Source organism: Pseudocolwellia sp. AS88 (genome assembly GCF_030551755.1).
In the GTDB taxonomy this organism is placed as follows: Bacteria; Pseudomonadota; Gammaproteobacteria; order Enterobacterales; family Alteromonadaceae; genus Pseudocolwellia.
On record NZ_JAUPEC010000001.1, the window covers coordinates 242,846 to 261,027 of the forward strand.

An 18,182-nucleotide genomic window follows, 5' to 3' on the forward strand; every position below is an offset into this window, starting at 1 on the left:
CTATTATTGTTAAAATACTTCCGGAAAAATAAAATACTTCGTCATGCGTTTTTTTTACCAATGTAATTTATAACAGCAAAGGAGCTTATTCTCATAAGTTCCTTTTCTGTTAAAACAATCAAACTTAACTAATTTAATTAACTAAGCCAATTAACGAGCATTCTTAGGTGGTCCAGTTGGGGCTTCACTTGCGCTGATATAACCATCTTTATTTTTATCGAAATGATTGAAGCGAGTTTCACCAGCTTTAAACTCTGATAAATCAACTTTCCCATCGTTGTTTTTATCAAAACGGTTGATGAATTTATTACCATGAGTACTTCTAACTGTTGTTTGATTTCTTGGTGTATTGCTTTTTGTATTACTCGCTTCATTTGCAGTAGCATAACCAGTAGTTGAGGTAGTGATATTGGTATATTCATATCTATTTTCTTGTAGCTCGCCTGTGGCTATTTCAAGGTTTCCACCTCTTACTAAACGAACATAGTTGTCTACTCGGATCATATCGCCTTGTGGGCCTCTCGATGTTGGTTCACCTGTTTTAGGATCACTACGCTGTGAGCCTGCGCCATGAACGTCCATAGTTTTTCCACGCATTTCACCTAAAGCTTTACCAAAAGCTACATATACAGCACCTTCGGCCTGCACTGGACCATCAAGGTGAGTTGTTGAGCTCCAGTAATATGGATAATCTTTTTCGCCACCTTCATTTTTAATCGATGATGTGTAAAAGATAGGATCAATTGCTGCTGAGTTTGATGTTTCTGGCGATCGCGTATAATCAACAATACTTTGTAGCTCTTTGGCATTAGGTAAGCGCCAATCGTTGAAGCCACCTAATGTTGATTCTTGAGCGTATTGCAGTGCTTGTTGCCAGTTTAAACCTTTAAGGCTGTCACTTTGCTGCCAAACTAAGCCCGTTGCTTTATCTGGCACTGTGCCATTGTTGTTGTCTACAAAATTGTTTTTGCCATAGTCGGTATTGCCTCTGACAAACCTGAAGTACATTTTATTAGGCGCTGAACTGCGAGGATTATATTTTGGATAACCTTTGATACGGCCATCTACAAAGTTAACACCAAAAACCGTTTCGTCGTTCTTCATGGTTTTTGCAACATACTCAGTGCTCGACCATGTTTGAGCGTCAATCTCTCGCTCTTTAGAGCTAGTATCGCCAATGGGCTGATTAAAGTAAGTCGTGTCGATGAAAGGAGTTAGTGCTTTGTCACCTTTAACTGTGCCTGAAAATTGAATTAAAGAATAAAGCTCTTTAATGTTAGGTATACGCCAGTCGTTATGACCTCCTGTATTTGTGCTATTAACTTTTTGTAAGGCTTCTTCAAAGGTAAGTTTTTCTCCCATGTCTTTTTGCCACACAAGTCCCGTTACGTTATCTGTAATTGTGCCATTTTGATTGTCAGTGTAAGAAGGTGGGTTAATAATATAACTAGCGTCTTGACCGAAAAAATCAGCTCCCTGCTTAGGCAATGAAATAGCGCTATTGTTGCTGTAAGAAATACGTTGTCCTGAATCAACAATGGTGTAGATGTTTTCTATTTTAGGGAGGGCAGAGTTTATAGCTGATGATCGAGGTGCTGATGCTTTAGCCGCTTGTTTGTTTATTACCATTAAATCTTCAGCAAAAATAACATTACCACGGTAATTTTTTTCAATTTCTTTCAAGCTTGCAGCCGTATCAACAAGTGTAGAATTGAAGTGCGTATAAACTAAGTTTTTAACATTTGCTTGTTTAGCCATACGGCTTGATTCAGCTAGGTTAAGGTGCGCATTACCTTTCTTCTTTCTGTTGCTATTGTCTTTATTATTAGATGATTTTTTCTCCGTTTTACCTTTGTTTTTTTGACGACCATCTTTCATTACCATACCGCCTGAATCAATGATCATAAAATCAGCATTTTTAGCAAGAGTAGGTAAGTCGTCTGAATAAGTAAGATCACCTGTAATTACAATAGATTGACCTTTATAGTCGAAGCGATAAGCAATGGTATGGATAGTATGTGGAACTTGTAGAGTAGTAACAAGAATGTCATCTATTTTGAATGACTCACCACCTTGTAAATCTCTTACATCAAAAGCTTTTTCACGTTCAGCTAAAGTGCGTTGAGTTTTACTGAGGCGGTATGAAATATCTTCGTTATAAAGCGCTAAATTAGATTCAGCAAGCTTAACGGTGTTTGGTGGTCCTATAATAGAAAAGCTATTTCTTCCTAAAAGGGAGCGGATAAACATAGGAACAAACTCTTCGTTATGATCAAGATGATGATGAGTAAAAACTAGTGCTGATAAGTCTCTCGGATCAAAACCTAACTTATTCAAATTAGCTTGTGTGCCGTTGCCCATGTCTACCAAAATATGCGTATTACCCGCTGAAACCAAAGTACTGGCACTGGCTCTGTTTTCATTATAAATAGGTGAGCCTGAACCAATAATGGTAGCCGTAAGTTTATCTGCAGCTTTAGCCATATTAATGAGTGATGTTGTTGAAAGCAGTAATGTTGATAAGAGCAATACAGTGATTATTTTTTTCATAGTAAAACCTAACTTTGATTAACCATTATGGAGTTAAATACTCATGCCACCTTAACTTCTGATCTTAAAGTGGTATGAACATAATAAAGTCATTGTACAAATTCAGCTGAGTATTCTTAGGCGAATTTACAAATCTTTAGGCTATTTTATAGCGTGAAGATTAATACCTGCTGAATGTTAACAATGATTTTTAATTTGATTGAAGTTATGACGATTGAAGCAGCATCAAATATTTGGGGGGTGGTAAAAATTGCTCGGTATTTTACACGGGTAAATAGTTGAGGATTTTAATAAGAGTCTCTTGTTGTTAAGACTGAATTTATATTTAACTTTTAAAGTGATCAAAGCATTCAATCTAATCGTATAAATAATAAATGCATGACATGGTAAGTTGATGTGAAAAAAGAAAAGTCTGTTCCTATTTCAAGATTGTCTCGATTAACCAGCTTGGGCTCAATGGTTTCTAAAGTTGCAGGTAATATACTTGTTGATGGTGCAAAACAATGGTCTAAAGGTCAATCAACCACAGTAAAAGACTTGCTGGTTCAACCTAAGAATATAGAAAGCTTAGCTGATAAGCTGTCAGAATTACGTGGTGCAGCCATGAAAGTTGGGCAAATTTTATCGATGGATGCTGGCGATTTATTACCACCAGCCCTGAGTCAATTACTTGATAAACTTCGTTCGAATGCTTCCCCTATGCCTCATAAACAACTTATACAAGTACTTGAAGCTGAATGGGGAAAGGACTGGCTGGATGGTTTTGGCTATTTTGATTTAAAGCCTTTTGCTGCCGCATCAATAGGTCAGGTACATATTGCACATAAAGACAATGGAGAAAAACTGGCGGTAAAAGTGCAATATAAAGGTGTTTCAAAAGCAATATCTAGTGATGTAGATAATGTCGCTTTATTATTGAAAATGTCTGGTTTACTACCAAAACATATTGATATTGAGCCACTCCTTGAAGAAGCTAAAGCGCAGTTACTTATGGAGGCCAATTACACACAAGAGGCTGCTTTCATTAATGAATACCGCGATACGCTAACACTTAAAGAATTCGTTTTACCCGAAGTACATAATGATTTATCAACTCAATCCATTTTAGTGATGAACTATATTGAGGGCGTTCCTATTGACGAGGTAGCGGCATTAGATCAAACCGTTAGAAATAGCGTTATTGAATCTTTAATAGCGTTGTTTTTTGAAGAATTATTTTCATTCCGCTTAATGCAGACAGACCCTAACTTTGCTAATTATTTGTTTCAAATAGAGTCAGGTAAAATTGTATTACTTGATTTTGGCGCTACACGTAAAATTCCACATGATATTAGCTTGGGCTATTTAGTATTAATTAATTCTGGTGTTAAAAATGATGAGAGTGGAATGGTGAATGCCGCTAAAGATATTGGATTTTTCCAAGATGACATCGATCCTGATTATTTAAATCAAGTGTTAGGACTGTTTAGGTTGGCATGTGAGCCACTTATTATTAACGAAAATTACAATTTCGCAGAGAGTGGTTTAGCCCAAAGAATTAAAGAAAAAGGGATGTTAATTAACACACAACAAGAACAATGGCATACACCACCGATTGATGCCGTATTTATTCATCGAAAATTGGCTGGCTTATATTTACTTGCTGCAAAGTTAAAAGCCAATATTAATATACACAGGTTATTTGATAAATATGCGACTAAACAAAGATATTGATATGTTAACCCCATCAGAAAAATCAAGAGTTATTGAAATGGCTTGGGAAGATCGTACGCCTTTTGAAGCTATTGAAACCTTATATGGATTAACCGAACCTCAGGTTATTGGTTTGATGAGACAAACATTAAAACATAAGACGTTTAAAAATTGGCGAGCTAGAGTTTCAGGGCGAAAAAGTAAACATTTAAAATTACGTTCTGAAGTCATAGGCCGATCTCATTGTCCAAGCCAGTATAAGGTAAAATCAGCCACTAAAGCTAAAAGTCGATAAGCTTTTAGCTTTAGCAATTTACTTTAGCCGATATGAACCTACAGCTAGCTGTAAGTCTTTAACTCTGTATTAGCTAGTATTTTACGATGCGTTTGTAAGGTGGTAATGAATCGAGCAGCTGTTTACCGTAACGTTTACTTACTACACGTCTGTCGAGTAGGGTAATAGTGCCTTCGTCATTTTCATTTCTTAATAATCTACCTGTTGCTTGAACTAATTTTTTAGAGGTATCAGGTACTGATAACGACATAAATGGATTACCACCTTTAGCGGTAACATATTCTGCTTGAGCCTCTTCAACGGGTGAGGTTGGTACGGAAAAAGGTAGTTTGGTAATTATTAAGTTGTTTAGATATTTACCAGGTAAATCTAATCCTTCAGAAAAACTTTGCGTACCAAAAATAATGCTTTGTTTATCGCTGTCGCAATTCTTTTTATGTATCTCAATAATCTGCTGGCGTGACTGTTCGCCTTGCACCTGAATGTCTAACTTGTTGCTTTCACGTAAAGCTGCAGCGACTTTTTCCATTTGCCAATAAGATGAAAACAATACCAATGTAGAGGATCCTTGATCAATGATTTCAGGGAGTTTCTCTATAAGTTCATCTGTAAATTGATCGGCACTGGGTTCATATTTCATTACCGGAATGACTAATTCAGCATTATTTTGATAATCGAAAGGGGAGTTTACTTGTTGGTATTGCGTACCATCATTGTTTTGTAAACCGACTTGAAATCTAAAATGTTCAAAAGAGTTTAACGCTAAAATAGTGGCTGAACATAAAACTGCACCGTCGCATTTGCTCCACAAGTTATCTTCAAGGGTAAAACCAACTTCAATAGGTGAAGCTGAAAGCACGTAATCGGAACGTTTTCCTTCTGAAATTTCAACCCAACGTGCTAAAGGCGCACCTTTTTCGTTATCTGTTTTTTCGTACATCTGCCAAAGAGAATGAAGATTTTCAAGTCGTTGGAGCATAAATCCTGACTCAGCTAATAATGGTTCAGCCAAATACATTTGGGTTTCGCCATCTTTGGTAGATTCCATTAATAAGTTATAAAGCTTATTGGTATGAGCCAAACATTTTTTGCTGAGTTCGCTAATGTCTTCAGACCAGTTTTTTAACGATTTTGGAATGATGCCATTTTCAAATCGAAACTGTTTTTCTTTAGGGAAGTAGGCTTCTTTATTATTTTCGATAAAGGTATAAACTTTTTGCAGTTCAACTAATAAATCTTGGCAATCGTCACCTAATTTTAGAGCCGGAGAAATAGCACGTTGCGACTTTATGAGCTTAGCCATCTTATCGCCAGTTTCTTTTAGCTTAGTTAGCCACTCTATAGCTCCCTTCACGGAAACACTGGCACTAGAGTGGTCACGCGTAACTTTTGGAAGGTGATGTGCTTCGTCAATTATGTAGAAAACGTCTTCAGGTGCAGGTAAAATTTTACCACCACCTAGTTCTAAATCGGCTAATAATAAACTGTGATTTATAACTAATACATCACTCATATCCATCGTTTCTCGGGCTTTATGAAACGGACAATGTGTGTGTTCAGCTAGGTGTTTTAAGCAACTATGTTTATCGCATTGTACTTGTTGCCAAATATAATGAGGAACACTATCTGGCCATGAGTCTAAATCACCTTGCCAGCTATTGTCGCCCAACTTTTTATGCATCTCGGCGAGTATTCTAACATCGGTAGCACTTGGTTTTTGTGCGAAAGTAAACCCAGCTTGTGGGTCGTCACCATTAGTAACGGCAGCACTTAATTTTTGTCGGCAAACATAACGTTGGCGACCTTTAACTAAGGTAAATGAAAAATCGAGACCTGAGTGCTTTTTCAAAAAAGGGAGATCTTTATCGACTAACTGTTCTTGCAGGGCAACAGTAGCGGTTGAAATACATACTTTTTTATCGCGAGATAAAGCTAATGGAATAGAGCCCAATGAATATGCTAGTGACTTACCAGTACCGGTACCTGCTTCAATAACAATAATTTTTCGGTTTTTATCGTATTCGCCTGCAAGGGTTTTAGCTATTTCAGCAATTAAAAAGGTTTGCTGTTTACGCGGGTTAAAGTTCGTCATATTTTCGCCAATGGCTTTATAGCTGGTGCGTATAACTTGCTTTATTTTGTCACTTAACATGTGAAGGAGGTTTCCATAATGGGCGGTATCATTTACACTGCTGTATATATTAACAGTTTTACTGTGCCTTTTTCGAGTATTCTTTTTAGTAATGACGAGTAATTCAATAGATAATTCTTCAAAAAGCACTCTGGCTGCTTCATCACTTGATTCATCAACTGATGTTTCTTTAAGTTCAGATGCTAGCGTATATCCGCATTCAAAAAACAAGAGTGTGCCGCAAGAAGTTAACCAAGGTTTCATTTTAACTCGTCAATCACAAGATCGTTTTGGACGAACTTGTATTACTTTATGGTTAAAAACAGCCACTGGTGCTGTGAAATTAGAAGTACTTGATGAGCTATCAGTATTTTTTGTTACTCAGTTACAACAAGATGAAGCGATTAAAGTACTAAACGATGCTTCAATTAAAGTTGAAAAAGTCTCACCTTTACAGCTAAAAACGTTTACTCAAGAACCTGTTACAGGCATTTATTTTAAATCTATGCGAGATTTTTATGCCGCACGCGATAGATTAAAACACCACAAAATTAAATGTTATGAAGACGATTTTAGGCCTGATGATCGCTTTTTAATGGAACGCTTTATTACCGCTAACTTAAGTTTTATTGGTATGGAAAAAGCAAACTTTCAGACAACTTCAGATCAAACCAACACGACCAATTACAAAGCGTATTCAAAAGCAAAATGTAAAGCTTTGCCGTATCACCAAGCGGATAAAAATATTGCCTTAACTATGGTTTCAGTAGATTTAGAATGCTCGATGAAAGGTGAGCTATATTCGATAGGTTTATATGCAAAAGAAAACGGTAAAGATATAAATTGCGTATTTATGATTGGCGAGCCAGAAGCAACCGAGCTTGAGTATATTCACTGGGTGGAATCTGAATCAGCTTTACTAAGTGCTTTTATTGAATGGATACGGGTTTATGATCCCGACATCATGATCGGTTGGAACGTGATTAACTTTGATTTTAGTTTGTTTCAAAAACGCTGCGACTTACTCGGTATTAAATTATCAATCGGCAGAGATGGCAGTGAACCTTATTGGCGAGAAAATGCTAACAGCGACCAAAAATTTATAGAAATAGCGGGCAGAGTCGTACTTGATGGCATCGACTTATTAAAAACAGCGACTTATAACTTTCCGAGCTTCTCCCTCGAAAATGTATCAAATACACTACTAAATACCGGTAAAAAAGTAAAAGACGTTGATAATCGTGTTCAAGAAATCACCGATAACTTCCACAACAATAAACAAGATCTCGCTATTTATAACCTTGAAGATTGCCGCTTAGTATGGCTGATTTTTGAAAAAACACAGCTGCTTGAATTTGCCATATTACGTGCTCAACTAACAGGATTGCCTATAGATAGGATTGGCGGATCGGTTGCCGCTTTTACGAATTTGTATTTACCCAAGCTGCATCGAAGTGGTTACGTCGCGCCAAATATGAGGGATGGTGAGTCGGGTTTAGTTTCGCCAGGTGGTTTTGTTATGGACTCGCTACCTGGTTTATACGACAACGTTTTAGTGCTTGATTATAAAAGCCTATATCCAAGTATTATTCGTACCTTTAATGTAGATCCTATGGGGTTAATTGAAGGCTTAGAAGACGACAAACATCAACGCAATAATCCAATAAAAGGCTTTGACGGTGCTTATTTCTCAAGAGAAAAACACTTCTTACCTGATATTATTCAATCTCTTTGGTTAGAGCGTGATAAAGCGAAAATTGATAAAAACGCTGCCTTATCTCAAGCAATAAAAATCATCATGAATTCCTTCTATGGAATTTTAGGATCTACGGGCTGTAGATTCTTCGATCCACGCTTAGCAGGCTCAATTACCAAACGTAGTCATGAGCTGTTAAAAATAACATCAAAGTGGATTGAAACTGAAGGTTATAAAGTGATTTATGGTGATACAGATTCTATATTTGTACATGTTGGCTCAGACAAAACCCAAGAGCAATGTCTTGTTTTAGGTAAAGAACTGCAAAAATTGATTAACACTAAGATGGATCATCTACTGCTAAACGAACATGGCGTGCATAGCCAGTTAGAAATTGAGTTTGAAACTCACTTCAGTAAATTTTTAATGCCAACAATCCGAGGATTAGATGTAGGTACCAAAAAGCGCTACGCAGGTATGATATTAGTACTTGACAAAGAAACAGGCGTTGAACGTCAGCAAATGGTTTACAAAGGCTTAGAAACCGTAAGAACAGATTGGACAGAGCTCGCAAAAGAATTTCAACAAGCTTTGTATTTAAAAGTTTTTAATGATGAACCAACGTCTGAATACATACTCGATATTGTAGAGCGTACCTTAGCAGGGGAGTTTGATGATAAATTGATATATCGAAAGCGTATACGCCGTCGTTTAAATGAATACGTTAAAAACGTTCCTCCGCATGTAAAAGCCGCACGCTTGGCTGATATGATCAATCAAGAGCAAGGCAAACCTTTACGCTATCAAAACAAAGGTTGGATCGAATACTACATCACCTTAAACGGCCCACAGGCTAAAGAATACTTAACTGCACCGTTAGATTATCAGTTTTATATAGACCGACAATTAGAAGCGGTAGCCGATGGTATTTTACCTTTTGTTGGATCGAGTTTTAACGAAGTAACGAATAAGCAAATGGGGTTGTTTTAGGGTTGATGAAATAACTAGTTTTAAAGTTATGCAGGTAATTTTAACTTCAAACTAACACTATTTTTGAATAGGAAATATTGATAACTCACGAAATTAAAGCCTTAATTTATTTACTGCCGCGGTATTACGCAATACTACAAAAAATAAGAAAAGCTTGATCTCCTTAGCACCACAGCTATTATAACTCTGATAGTCTCGTTGCTTTTAGATTAAATGGATCCTTGTCTCTTCTGCGCCGAACAAACACTTCTTCAGTAAAATATATAGAGATTAATATAGATGTATAATCAAAAGAAACAGCAAGGTTTTACCTTAATTGAACTAGTAGTCGTTATTGTTATTCTAGGTATTTTAGCCGCTACCGCAGCACCAAAGTTCATAGATCTTACTTCCGATGCTAACGAATCTGTTTTAGAGTCTGTGGGAGGAAATATTTTATCAGCCTCTAAGCTTGTGTACGCCAAATCAATTATTCAAGGCGTACAAAACCAGGCCACAGCCGATGTTGATTTGGATAATGATGGCATTACTGATGTTGCCGTTATATATGGTTATCCTAGTGGTGACAGAACAGGTGGAATAGCCAATGCTTTGGATTTAGGAGACGATTGGGCTTATGGGGATAGATCTAATCATGCCGCTTTCGTTTTAACTTCTTCATCCCTTGTTACTTTTAGTGGCATTACTAATAATAATATACCGATTACAGGAACTAACTGTTATTTGACTTACACGCCGCCTACAGCTGCTGGTCTCTCACCAACCGTGACATATATTACAGATGGTTGTTAATGATCTACTGGCATCTTTAAAAAACATTTATGTGTGTTTTTCACCACTTTAAGGTCGACTCTATTGATCTCATGGAAGATTGAAGCTGATATAACGTGAAGTCTTGAACAGATAAATGTGTTTTATTGCATTTGTGGTTCAATGGTAAATATCACTAACAATCTCTCTGTTTTTTATGAATCTTTTTCAGTAAATAATTCAAACTTAAAATCATAGGTTTAACATCATTGAAAAAACTAAGCACAATCGTTGGCTTATTAGCTTTCATCATTCTTATTGCTTGTAGCTCTTCAAATCAAGCTGATTCAGCTTATGCAAATGCTACCCAAAATAGTAATGAAATTTCAGGGGATGATTCTACAAATCGATCGAGTTTGTCGGTTGGTTTATCTATTTTTAAGCGTTCATTAATTCAAGATCGTAATAACGAAGTACCAAATGATAAATATGTTCAGCCTCTCAAAAGAGCTCAATTAGATGCGCTTGGTAATGAAAGCGTTTACGTCGTTAAGCTTGGTCATTCATCCATTCTAATGAAAGTTTATGGTAAATATTGGCTGATAGATCCTATGTTTAGCGAACGTGCATCTCCTGTTTCTTTTGTTGGACCAAAACGTTTTGAAGCTGCGGCAATTAGCATTGAAGATTTACCAAAAGTCGATAAGGTGTTTATTTCACATAATCATTATGACCATTTAGATAACGACACTATTGAATTTTTATCTAACGACACAACACTTTTTTATGTACCTGAAGGCGTTGATGAAAACTTAGCGAGTATGGGAGTTTCGAAAGCTAATATTCAAACATTCGTTTGGTGGCAAGAGGTCGATTTTATAGATAACTCAGATTACAACAATCGAGAATTTACTGTTGCTTTTACTCCATCACAGCACTTTTCAGGAAGAACACTTTGGGATAAGAATGATACATTGTGGGGATCTTGGGTCTTTTTACTAGACGAATATAAACTCTATTTTAGTGGCGATACGGGGTATTTTGATGGATTTAAAATTATTGGAGAAAAATATGGGCCTTTTGATGTAAGTTTTATGGAGAATGGAGCTTACGACGATCTTTGGAAAACTATTCATATGTTTCCAGCTCAAACAGTACAAGCTCATCAAGACCTTAAGGCTAAAGTTTTAATACCTATTCACAACAGTACTTTTGATTTAGCCTTTCATGAGTGGGATGAACCATTAAATGAGATTTTAAAGATATCTCAAGAAAAGAAAGTTACCTTAAGTACACCAAGGTTTGGTGAAATTATAGATTTGAAGAAGCCTATATTTACTGAGCATTGGTGGAAATAGTTTATTTTACGTGTGACTGAGCTAATGGTTTGAGTATTAGCTCAGTTATTAACGTTAAAGTATTCTTAGTTATTGTCAGAAATTCCGTGCACCTTTGATCTAATCAGGTTATAAATACATTATAGATGGCTAGATAGCTATAAGCTTTAAAGAAGTGAGATCATATAAATGAAAACTGAAACAAAAGTCGTATCAGCAGGACGCGCTGCAAAATGGACAAACGGTGTGGTAAATCCACCTGTACAACGTGCTTCAACCGTAGTATTTGAGTCGGTTAAACAAATGAAAGAGGCTGCGGTTAATAAAACCAATCAAACCTTGTTTTATGGACGTCGCGGCACTACGACTTCGTTTGCATTTAGTGATGCTATGGTTGAACTTGAAGGCGGCGCAGGTTGTGCTTTATATCCTTCAGGAACCGCAGCTATCACTAACGCTATTATTTCGGTTGTTAAAACGGGTGATCACATTTTAATGGTTGATAACGCTTACGAACCAACACGTGATTACTGTGAAAAAATTCTTGCTAAGATGGGCGTTACTACTACCTATTATGATCCGTTAATTGGTAAAGGTATTGAAGCGCTTATTCAAGAAAATACGAGTCTGATATTTTTAGAGTCGCCAGGTTCTATAACTATGGAAATTCAAGATGTTCCAGGTATTGCTGAAGTTGCACATAAACATGGTTGTATTGTAATGCTTGATAATACATGGGGCGCAGCGGTTAACTTCCAGCCTTTCGAACATGGTGTTGATATTTCAGTACAAGCGGCGACTAAATACATTGTTGGCCATTCAGACGTTATGTTGGGCACAGCCACAGCTGTTGAAAAATACTGGCCACAAGTGCGTGAGAACAGTTACATCATGGGGCAGTGTACTTCGCCAGACGATTTATATTTAGCGTTACGTGGCATCCGTACCTTAAGTGTTCGATTAAAACAGCATCAAGCCAGCTCGCTTAAAATTGCTAAATGGCTAGCGACTCGTCCAGAAGTTGAAACGGTACTTCATCCTGCTTTACCTTCATGCCCAGGCCATGAGTTTTTTGAACGTGATTTTAATGGTTCAAATGGTTTATTTTCGTTTGTATTAAACAAGGGCACACAAGCTGCAATTACTGCATTACTTGACGATATGGAGCATTTTAAAATGGGCTATTCGTGGGGCGGTTTTGAAAGCTTAATTTTAGCTATTTCGAACGTGCAATCTATGCGTACTCAAACCAAATGGAAATACGAATTCCCATTAATTAGATTACATGTTGGTTTAGAAGATGCGGATGATTTAATTGAAGATTTAAGCAAAGGCTTCGAGCGCTTTAATGCGGTTTTAGATCAAGCTTAGCTACTATTAATTACCCTCTAGAATTTTCGCGATAAATAAAAAACCAGATACTAAGTGCCTGGTTTTTTTATACTTAATCTGAATTCATCTTAAAAGAACATTCATTAAATTGAGTTCAAGCTACTTCTGATTTATGACTGTTTTTTAACTCTTTTTGCACAAACACTTCAACAGCTATAAAGGCAAAAGGGATCAAGGAAGCTAATAATATAAGAATAAAGGTTAGGAAAGACCATTTCTCTTTATGCCATGTTAGAAAAGCAAATACGATATAAATCATAAATAATACACCGTGCCCCATCCCTAATACTTGCACAAAATCCCTACTAATAATGTTTAACGTTACACATAAGATTAGTAGAAAAGATAGTCCTTCTATTAGACTAATTCCTCTAAAAATTTTTAACATTTAAAACCTATTTTTTCATTGAAACTATTATTTATGGTGAAAATTTTAACATAAACTGAATTTGGGATAATGACTTTTGTTAAGGGAAGATACATATTTATAGAACAATATTCGAGGTATTTGTTCTTTAGAAAATTATATAACTAGATTCAAATGAATAGCAGGATAGATAATTTAAAAGGATAAAGTAACTTGAATTATAGAGTATTAACATACTATTAGGCTGATTGGTTGTAGAGTGATTTTTATATATACTAATGTTTATTATAATAAAAAAAGGACTTATAAATGCGCTACATATTACTCATATCTATTCTTTTAAGTTTCACCTCAATTGCCGAAGAGCCTCTAGCACCACTCGAACTATATGCTAATAATCCTGAAATAAGCTTAATGACAATGTCACCTGATGGCACAAGAATAGCTTATAAAACTATACAAAACGATCGTAATATTCTAGTGATTAAAGATATAGCAACGGGTAAAACTTTAGGTGGATTAGCTTTAGATGGAATAAACGCTCAAGAAGTTTACTTTATTGATAATTTTAGAGTAATCATGAGAGCATTTGAATATAAAAAAGTGATTGGTTTTAGAGATAAGAATAACTTTAGTGCGGCCTTTATTTATGATCTACGTTCAAAAGAAACCAGACAAATATTAATACCAGGCCATGGAATTTACACTGGGCAAACTAATGTTGGCACCATTGTTGGTTTATCTCCTGATAAAAAGTCTGCTTATATGCCTGCTTATTATAGTGAGTTGGCTGGAGCGAGTCGCTTTGGTGAAGGTCCAGTTTATACTCTAATGAAAGTGAGTCTTGAAACTAAAAGAACACCTCGGCACCTCCGCATTGGAACCCATGATGCAATTGATTTTTTTGTTGATGAAAAAGGTGAACCTCTTGCTAGAGAGCGTTATAACCAAAAAGATGCCCTTCATAGAGTCCAAAGTTATGTTGATGGAAAATGGCTTGACATTTTTTCAGAAAATACACCATTTGTGCATCGCTCATTTGTAGGCTTAACGCCAGACAGAAAATCTTTAGTGATGACAATGACAGGGGAAAATGATCGAAGACAATATTTTACTATGTCATTAAAAGATGGGACTGTCTCTGAGCCTATTTTCTCTAGAGATGATGCAGATGTAGAAAGCGTTTTTAGCGATCTTCAGCGAGTAGTTTATGGCGTTGAATATTCAGGATTTAAATCAAGTTATGCGTTTTTTGATGACAAATTAACACAAACTTTTGCAGCTATACAAAATGCCTTACCTGAAAATAATTTTACTATGGTTGATCATACACCTGATTGGAAAAATATTATTTTCAAAATAGAGGGTGGGGAACAAGGAGGTGAATATTTACTATTTGCTAATAATGGCTTTAGTTTTATTGCATCTGGACGACCTAACATTTCTGCTGCCATTGTTAATCCAGTAAAAGAATATAGTTATAACGCTCGTGATGGTTATAAAATTCCTACGTTGCTTACTTACCCTAAAGCTAGCTTTGGTAAAAAACAAAAGCTTCCTGCTGTTGTTATGCCTCATGGTGGACCTGAATCTTATGACAAAATTAGATTTGATTGGCTTTCTCAGTATTTAGCCAGTCGCGGTATTTTGGTGATACAACCACAATTTAGAGGGTCTGAAGGTTTTGGTGCTACTCACTTAAGAGATGGTCGGGGTGAGTGGGGTCAGAAAATTCAAGATGATATAACTGATTCCATAACTGCATTGGGTAAAGAAGGTAAAATCGATCTCGAACGTGTTTGTATTATGGGTTGGAGCTATGGTGGATATGCGGCATTAGCTGGCGCGACAATGACGCCTGATTTATATCAGTGTGCGATTTCAATTAATGGCCTAAGTGATATAGAAGAAATGCTAGATTTTGAAAGGAAAAATTATGGAGAAGATAGTTCAACGTATCGTTATTGGCAGGAAGTTATCAACAGAAAAAACTTAGATGCTGCATTTCTTAAATCTATTTCACCAATAAATCATGTTGATAAAGTTAAAATCCCTGTATTATTGGTTTACGGCAGCCGAGACAGAATAGTACCTCCTGAACAATCTGAAGATTTTTATGATGCCCTAAAAGATGCTAAGAAAGACGTTGAGTTATTAAGAATAAAAGACGAACCCCATAGCTTTTTGAGAAATGAATCAAGGCTAAAAACTTTAATGGCAATTGATACTTTTTTAAATAAACACTTATTATAATTTTTACTAAAAACACATATAGGGAAAGTGTTAACGCTTTCCTTTCATTTTTCTCATTCCTTTTTAAATTCTATTCTTTTAATTCTTACTATTAGCTCAAAGAAAATCACGAAAATATCTAAAACTACATAATTTCCCTACATTTCATCGTTAAACTAATCAACCTCAGCTCGACTTAATAAGTTTTTCTATAGTGACTATTTTTACTAACTTCTTCGTTAAATTCACTTGCAATAGGCTAGCTATTGACGCGTAAATTTGCCTTGAATTAAGAAAAACTATCACACTATAGTGAATTAATAAAAATTAAACATTAATTTTCAATTAGTTAAACTTTATTAAGCCGAGTTGAGGTTATTCACAATAAATTTTTGACGTTTCATTTTTGACGTTTAATTCTTACTGTTTAAGTATAATATTTTGAGGTTTTAAATGATGAAAAATACGTGGACACTTTCGCTAGCTTTAGTGTGTGGTTTATCGCTAAGTGCGTGTAATGAAGGTACTGAACTAACTCAGCAATATAGCGATACTAATGAATTTACTTTAGCGAGCTCAGCTATGGTAGATGGTGGTAAATTACCTATCACTTATACGTGTGATGGCGAAAGTATTAATCCTCCCTTTAATTGGAGTGGGGCACCTGAAGCAACTCAATCATATGCGTTGATTATGCATCATAACGCTCCAGACGGTATTCATTGGTACTGGACGATGTACAACATCGATAGGGATGCCACAAAAATAAATAGTGGTGAAACACTCGGTTTATTGGGTAGTAATAGTGTTAACGATATAAACGAATATGCGCCACCATGCTCTAAAGGTCCTAGAGTGAAAAGTTATACCTACACACTTTACGCATTATCTGAGCCAGTAAACTTGTCTAATGACTTAGCTGAACTTACTGTTTCTAACAACCATGCGAAAGTAGATAAAGACACTCTGTTAGCAGCAATGAAAAACATCACTTTAGATTCTGCTGAACTTACAGTCAGCTATGAGCGGGATGGTCAGAGTTCAAAGCAAAGAACTGAAAAAAGACCTAAGCCAGCTCCTTTCATTCAACCTGATTTGTCTAAACATATTGATTCTGTTCGTTGCACTACAATTCAACAGTCGGTAAGTGACGCCGGTTTTGATAAAAATGTTGATGTGATTTGTGATGAAACCTATGCTTACATTGCATCTTCTACCTATCCTGATCATGAAATGATGACAGGCATTACCGGAACTAATGAACAAATTCCCGTACCTGCTGAAGGCTATGCAGCACCGATTAAACTCGAACCTAAGAAAGCCGATACATTAACGACTATTGATGCTGCTGTTGGCGTTGCTGTAAATGGTGTACCTATTTATGATTATTCATCACAAGGTGAATTAGATGTTAGTCAATACGATGCTAAACACGATACTTTAGTGCTAGGGCAGTTAGATAATTGTGGTGGTCATTCTGGTCGAGGGGATGATTATCATTATCATGTGTCACCTACATGTATGATCGATACCATGAAAAACCAAGAAAGCGATGCCATTATTGGTTGGGCGTACGATGGCTACCCACTTTATGGGGACAAAAATCCAGATGGTAGTGCTATCGCACAAGGTGATTTAGATGTATGTAACGGACAAGAAGATGATACTTTTGGATATCGATACCAAACATCACCTACACCACCATACATTATTCAGTGTTTAGTTGGCGAAGTTGATACATCGAAATTACCTAGAGTTGCTCCATTAAGTGGCGATACGCAAGGAATAAGAGCTGATCTTCGTCCACCTGCAGGTGGTGTTGAAAACTTAACTCACACAGTGTCAAAAGATGGCAGCCGCACTATGCGTTATTCATATCAAGGTGAAGATTATTTTACGACTTATACACCATCAAAGCAGGGTGATAGCTGTTATGACTTTACACAAAAAACTATTAGCAATGGTGGCAAAGTTGAAGAAGGCACTTTTTGCAGAAACAGTGATCAAGCAAAAGCTGAACCAGCGAAAAATTTAGCTACAGAGAAAGAAGACAGACCTAAGTCTGAACCTAAGCGTAAGCAAAATGTATTGACGCCATTAGTGACTGTTAATTCTACAAATCCAAACATTTCAGGTGAACACCATTTTAAGCTAGAAGCATGGGCTGACAACTGGTTTGCTGCTTATGTTGGCGAAAACCTTCTTATTGAAGATTCAGTCTCTATAACCACTGAGCGTTCTTTTAATGCAGAAAGAGTTATCTTTTCTGAAGATTATCCTATTCAGCTTAATTTGATTATTAAAGACTTTAAGCAAAATGATTCAGGGTTAGAGTACATAGGTGCCAGAAACCAACAAATGGGTGATGGCGGTTTTATTATGCAAGTAACTGATATAGATATTAATGAAGTTGTTTCTGTTACAGATAGCAGCTGGAAATGTGAAGTACTTCATCGAGCACCTTTGAACAAGTTATGTGAACAAGAGTCGAATCCTGTTGCTGGTGAAGGCTATTGTACTTTCATGTCTAAAGAAGCACCTAACAATTGGTTAAAGGCTGATTTTGATGATTCATCTTGGGCTAATGCAACTGAACATGATACTGCGTCGGTAGGGCCAAAAGATGGTTATAACGAGATAACTTGGAATGAAAATGCTCAAATAATTTGGGGCGATGATCTTGAAACTGTAAATACATTAATCTGCCGAGCAACCATTGAACAACCTGAATCTCAACAGAAATAAATAAC

Annotated in this window: 11 protein-coding genes; 8 read left to right on the forward strand and 3 right to left on the reverse strand. The window is 36.3% G+C overall.

What is annotated here, in order from left to right; translation table 11 throughout:
• Positions 1-150: 150 nt before the first annotated feature.
• Positions 151-2,550: a DUF1566 domain-containing protein gene (locus Q5N69_RS01060; protein WP_304366796.1), complete on the reverse strand. Its 2,400-nt coding sequence runs from the start codon at positions 2,548-2,550 to the stop codon at positions 151-153.
• A 396-nt stretch (positions 2,551-2,946) separates the two neighbouring features.
• On the opposite strand from Q5N69_RS01060, the gene Q5N69_RS01065 reads away from it, so the two are divergent.
• Together Q5N69_RS01065 and Q5N69_RS01070 are read left to right on the forward strand one after the other, a co-directional pair.
• Positions 2,947-4,263 carry an AarF/ABC1/UbiB kinase family protein gene (locus tag Q5N69_RS01065; protein ID WP_304366797.1) on the forward strand — a complete coding sequence of 439 codons (1,317 nt, stop codon included), beginning with the start codon at positions 2,947-2,949 and terminating at the stop codon, positions 4,261-4,263.
• 1 nt (position 4,264) lies between these two features.
• The gene (locus Q5N69_RS01070) at positions 4,265-4,537 is read left to right on the forward strand and encodes a TIGR03643 family protein (RefSeq protein WP_304366799.1); all 273 of its coding nucleotides are present in this window, start codon (positions 4,265-4,267) and stop codon (positions 4,535-4,537) included.
• 73 nt (positions 4,538-4,610) lie between these two features.
• On the opposite strand, the gene dinG is transcribed toward Q5N69_RS01070, so the two are convergent.
• A complete protein-coding gene (dinG, locus tag Q5N69_RS01075) occupies positions 4,611-6,689 on the reverse strand; it encodes an ATP-dependent DNA helicase DinG (RefSeq protein WP_304366975.1) in 2,079 nt (692 codons plus the stop codon).
• A gap of 214 nt (positions 6,690-6,903) precedes the next feature.
• Here dinG and Q5N69_RS01080 point away from each other — a divergent pair, with 214 nt between their 5' ends.
• From Q5N69_RS01080 to Q5N69_RS01095, 4 genes are all read left to right on the forward strand, one after another.
• Positions 6,904-9,354: a DNA polymerase II gene (locus tag Q5N69_RS01080; RefSeq protein WP_304366801.1), complete on the forward strand. Its 2,451-nt coding sequence runs from the start codon at positions 6,904-6,906 to the stop codon at positions 9,352-9,354.
• A 279-nt stretch (positions 9,355-9,633) separates the two neighbouring features.
• Positions 9,634-10,146: a type II secretion system protein gene (locus Q5N69_RS01085; protein WP_304366803.1), complete on the forward strand. Its 513-nt coding sequence runs from the start codon at positions 9,634-9,636 to the stop codon at positions 10,144-10,146.
• 227 nt (positions 10,147-10,373) lie between these two features.
• Positions 10,374-11,462, forward strand: coding sequence for an MBL fold metallo-hydrolase (locus Q5N69_RS01090; protein ID WP_304366805.1), 1,089 nt, complete (start codon positions 10,374-10,376; stop codon positions 11,460-11,462).
• A gap of 168 nt (positions 11,463-11,630) precedes the next feature.
• The gene (locus Q5N69_RS01095) at positions 11,631-12,812 is read left to right on the forward strand and encodes a cystathionine beta-lyase (RefSeq protein WP_304366807.1); all 1,182 of its coding nucleotides are present in this window, start codon (positions 11,631-11,633) and stop codon (positions 12,810-12,812) included.
• A 115-nt stretch (positions 12,813-12,927) separates the two neighbouring features.
• Here the strand turns inward: Q5N69_RS01095 and Q5N69_RS01100 are convergent, their stop codons facing one another.
• Positions 12,928-13,221, reverse strand: a complete 294-nt coding sequence (locus tag Q5N69_RS01100; protein WP_304366809.1) for a DUF3817 domain-containing protein — start codon at positions 13,219-13,221, stop codon at positions 12,928-12,930.
• 288 nt (positions 13,222-13,509) lie between these two features.
• Between Q5N69_RS01100 and Q5N69_RS01105 the strand changes: the two genes are divergently transcribed.
• Both Q5N69_RS01105 and Q5N69_RS01110 read left to right on the forward strand, forming a co-directional pair.
• Positions 13,510-15,453, forward strand: coding sequence for a S9 family peptidase (locus tag Q5N69_RS01105; RefSeq protein ID WP_304366811.1), 1,944 nt, complete (start codon positions 13,510-13,512; stop codon positions 15,451-15,453).
• A gap of 432 nt (positions 15,454-15,885) precedes the next feature.
• A complete protein-coding gene (locus Q5N69_RS01110) occupies positions 15,886-18,177 on the forward strand; it encodes a YHYH protein (protein WP_304366812.1) in 2,292 nt (763 codons plus the stop codon).
• Positions 18,178-18,182: the final 5 nt, after the last annotated feature.

Coding starts and splice junctions, on each gene's coding strand:
- Q5N69_RS01100 (WP_304366809.1), bottom strand. CDS start 13,221: ATGTTAAAAATTTTTAGAGGAATTAGTCTAATAGAAGGACTATCTTTT.
- Q5N69_RS01105 (WP_304366811.1), top strand. CDS start 13,510: ATGCGCTACATATTACTCATATCTATTCTTTTAAGTTTCACCTCAATT.
- Q5N69_RS01070 (WP_304366799.1), top strand. CDS start 4,265: ATGTTAACCCCATCAGAAAAATCAAGAGTTATTGAAATGGCTTGGGAA.
- dinG (WP_304366975.1), bottom strand. CDS start 6,689: ATGTTAAGTGACAAAATAAAGCAAGTTATACGCACCAGCTATAAAGCC.
- Q5N69_RS01095 (WP_304366807.1), top strand. CDS start 11,631: ATGAAAACTGAAACAAAAGTCGTATCAGCAGGACGCGCTGCAAAATGG.
- Q5N69_RS01085 (WP_304366803.1), top strand. CDS start 9,634: ATGTATAATCAAAAGAAACAGCAAGGTTTTACCTTAATTGAACTAGTA.
- Q5N69_RS01110 (WP_304366812.1), top strand. CDS start 15,886: ATGATGAAAAATACGTGGACACTTTCGCTAGCTTTAGTGTGTGGTTTA.
- Q5N69_RS01060 (WP_304366796.1), bottom strand. CDS start 2,550: ATGAAAAAAATAATCACTGTATTGCTCTTATCAACATTACTGCTTTCA.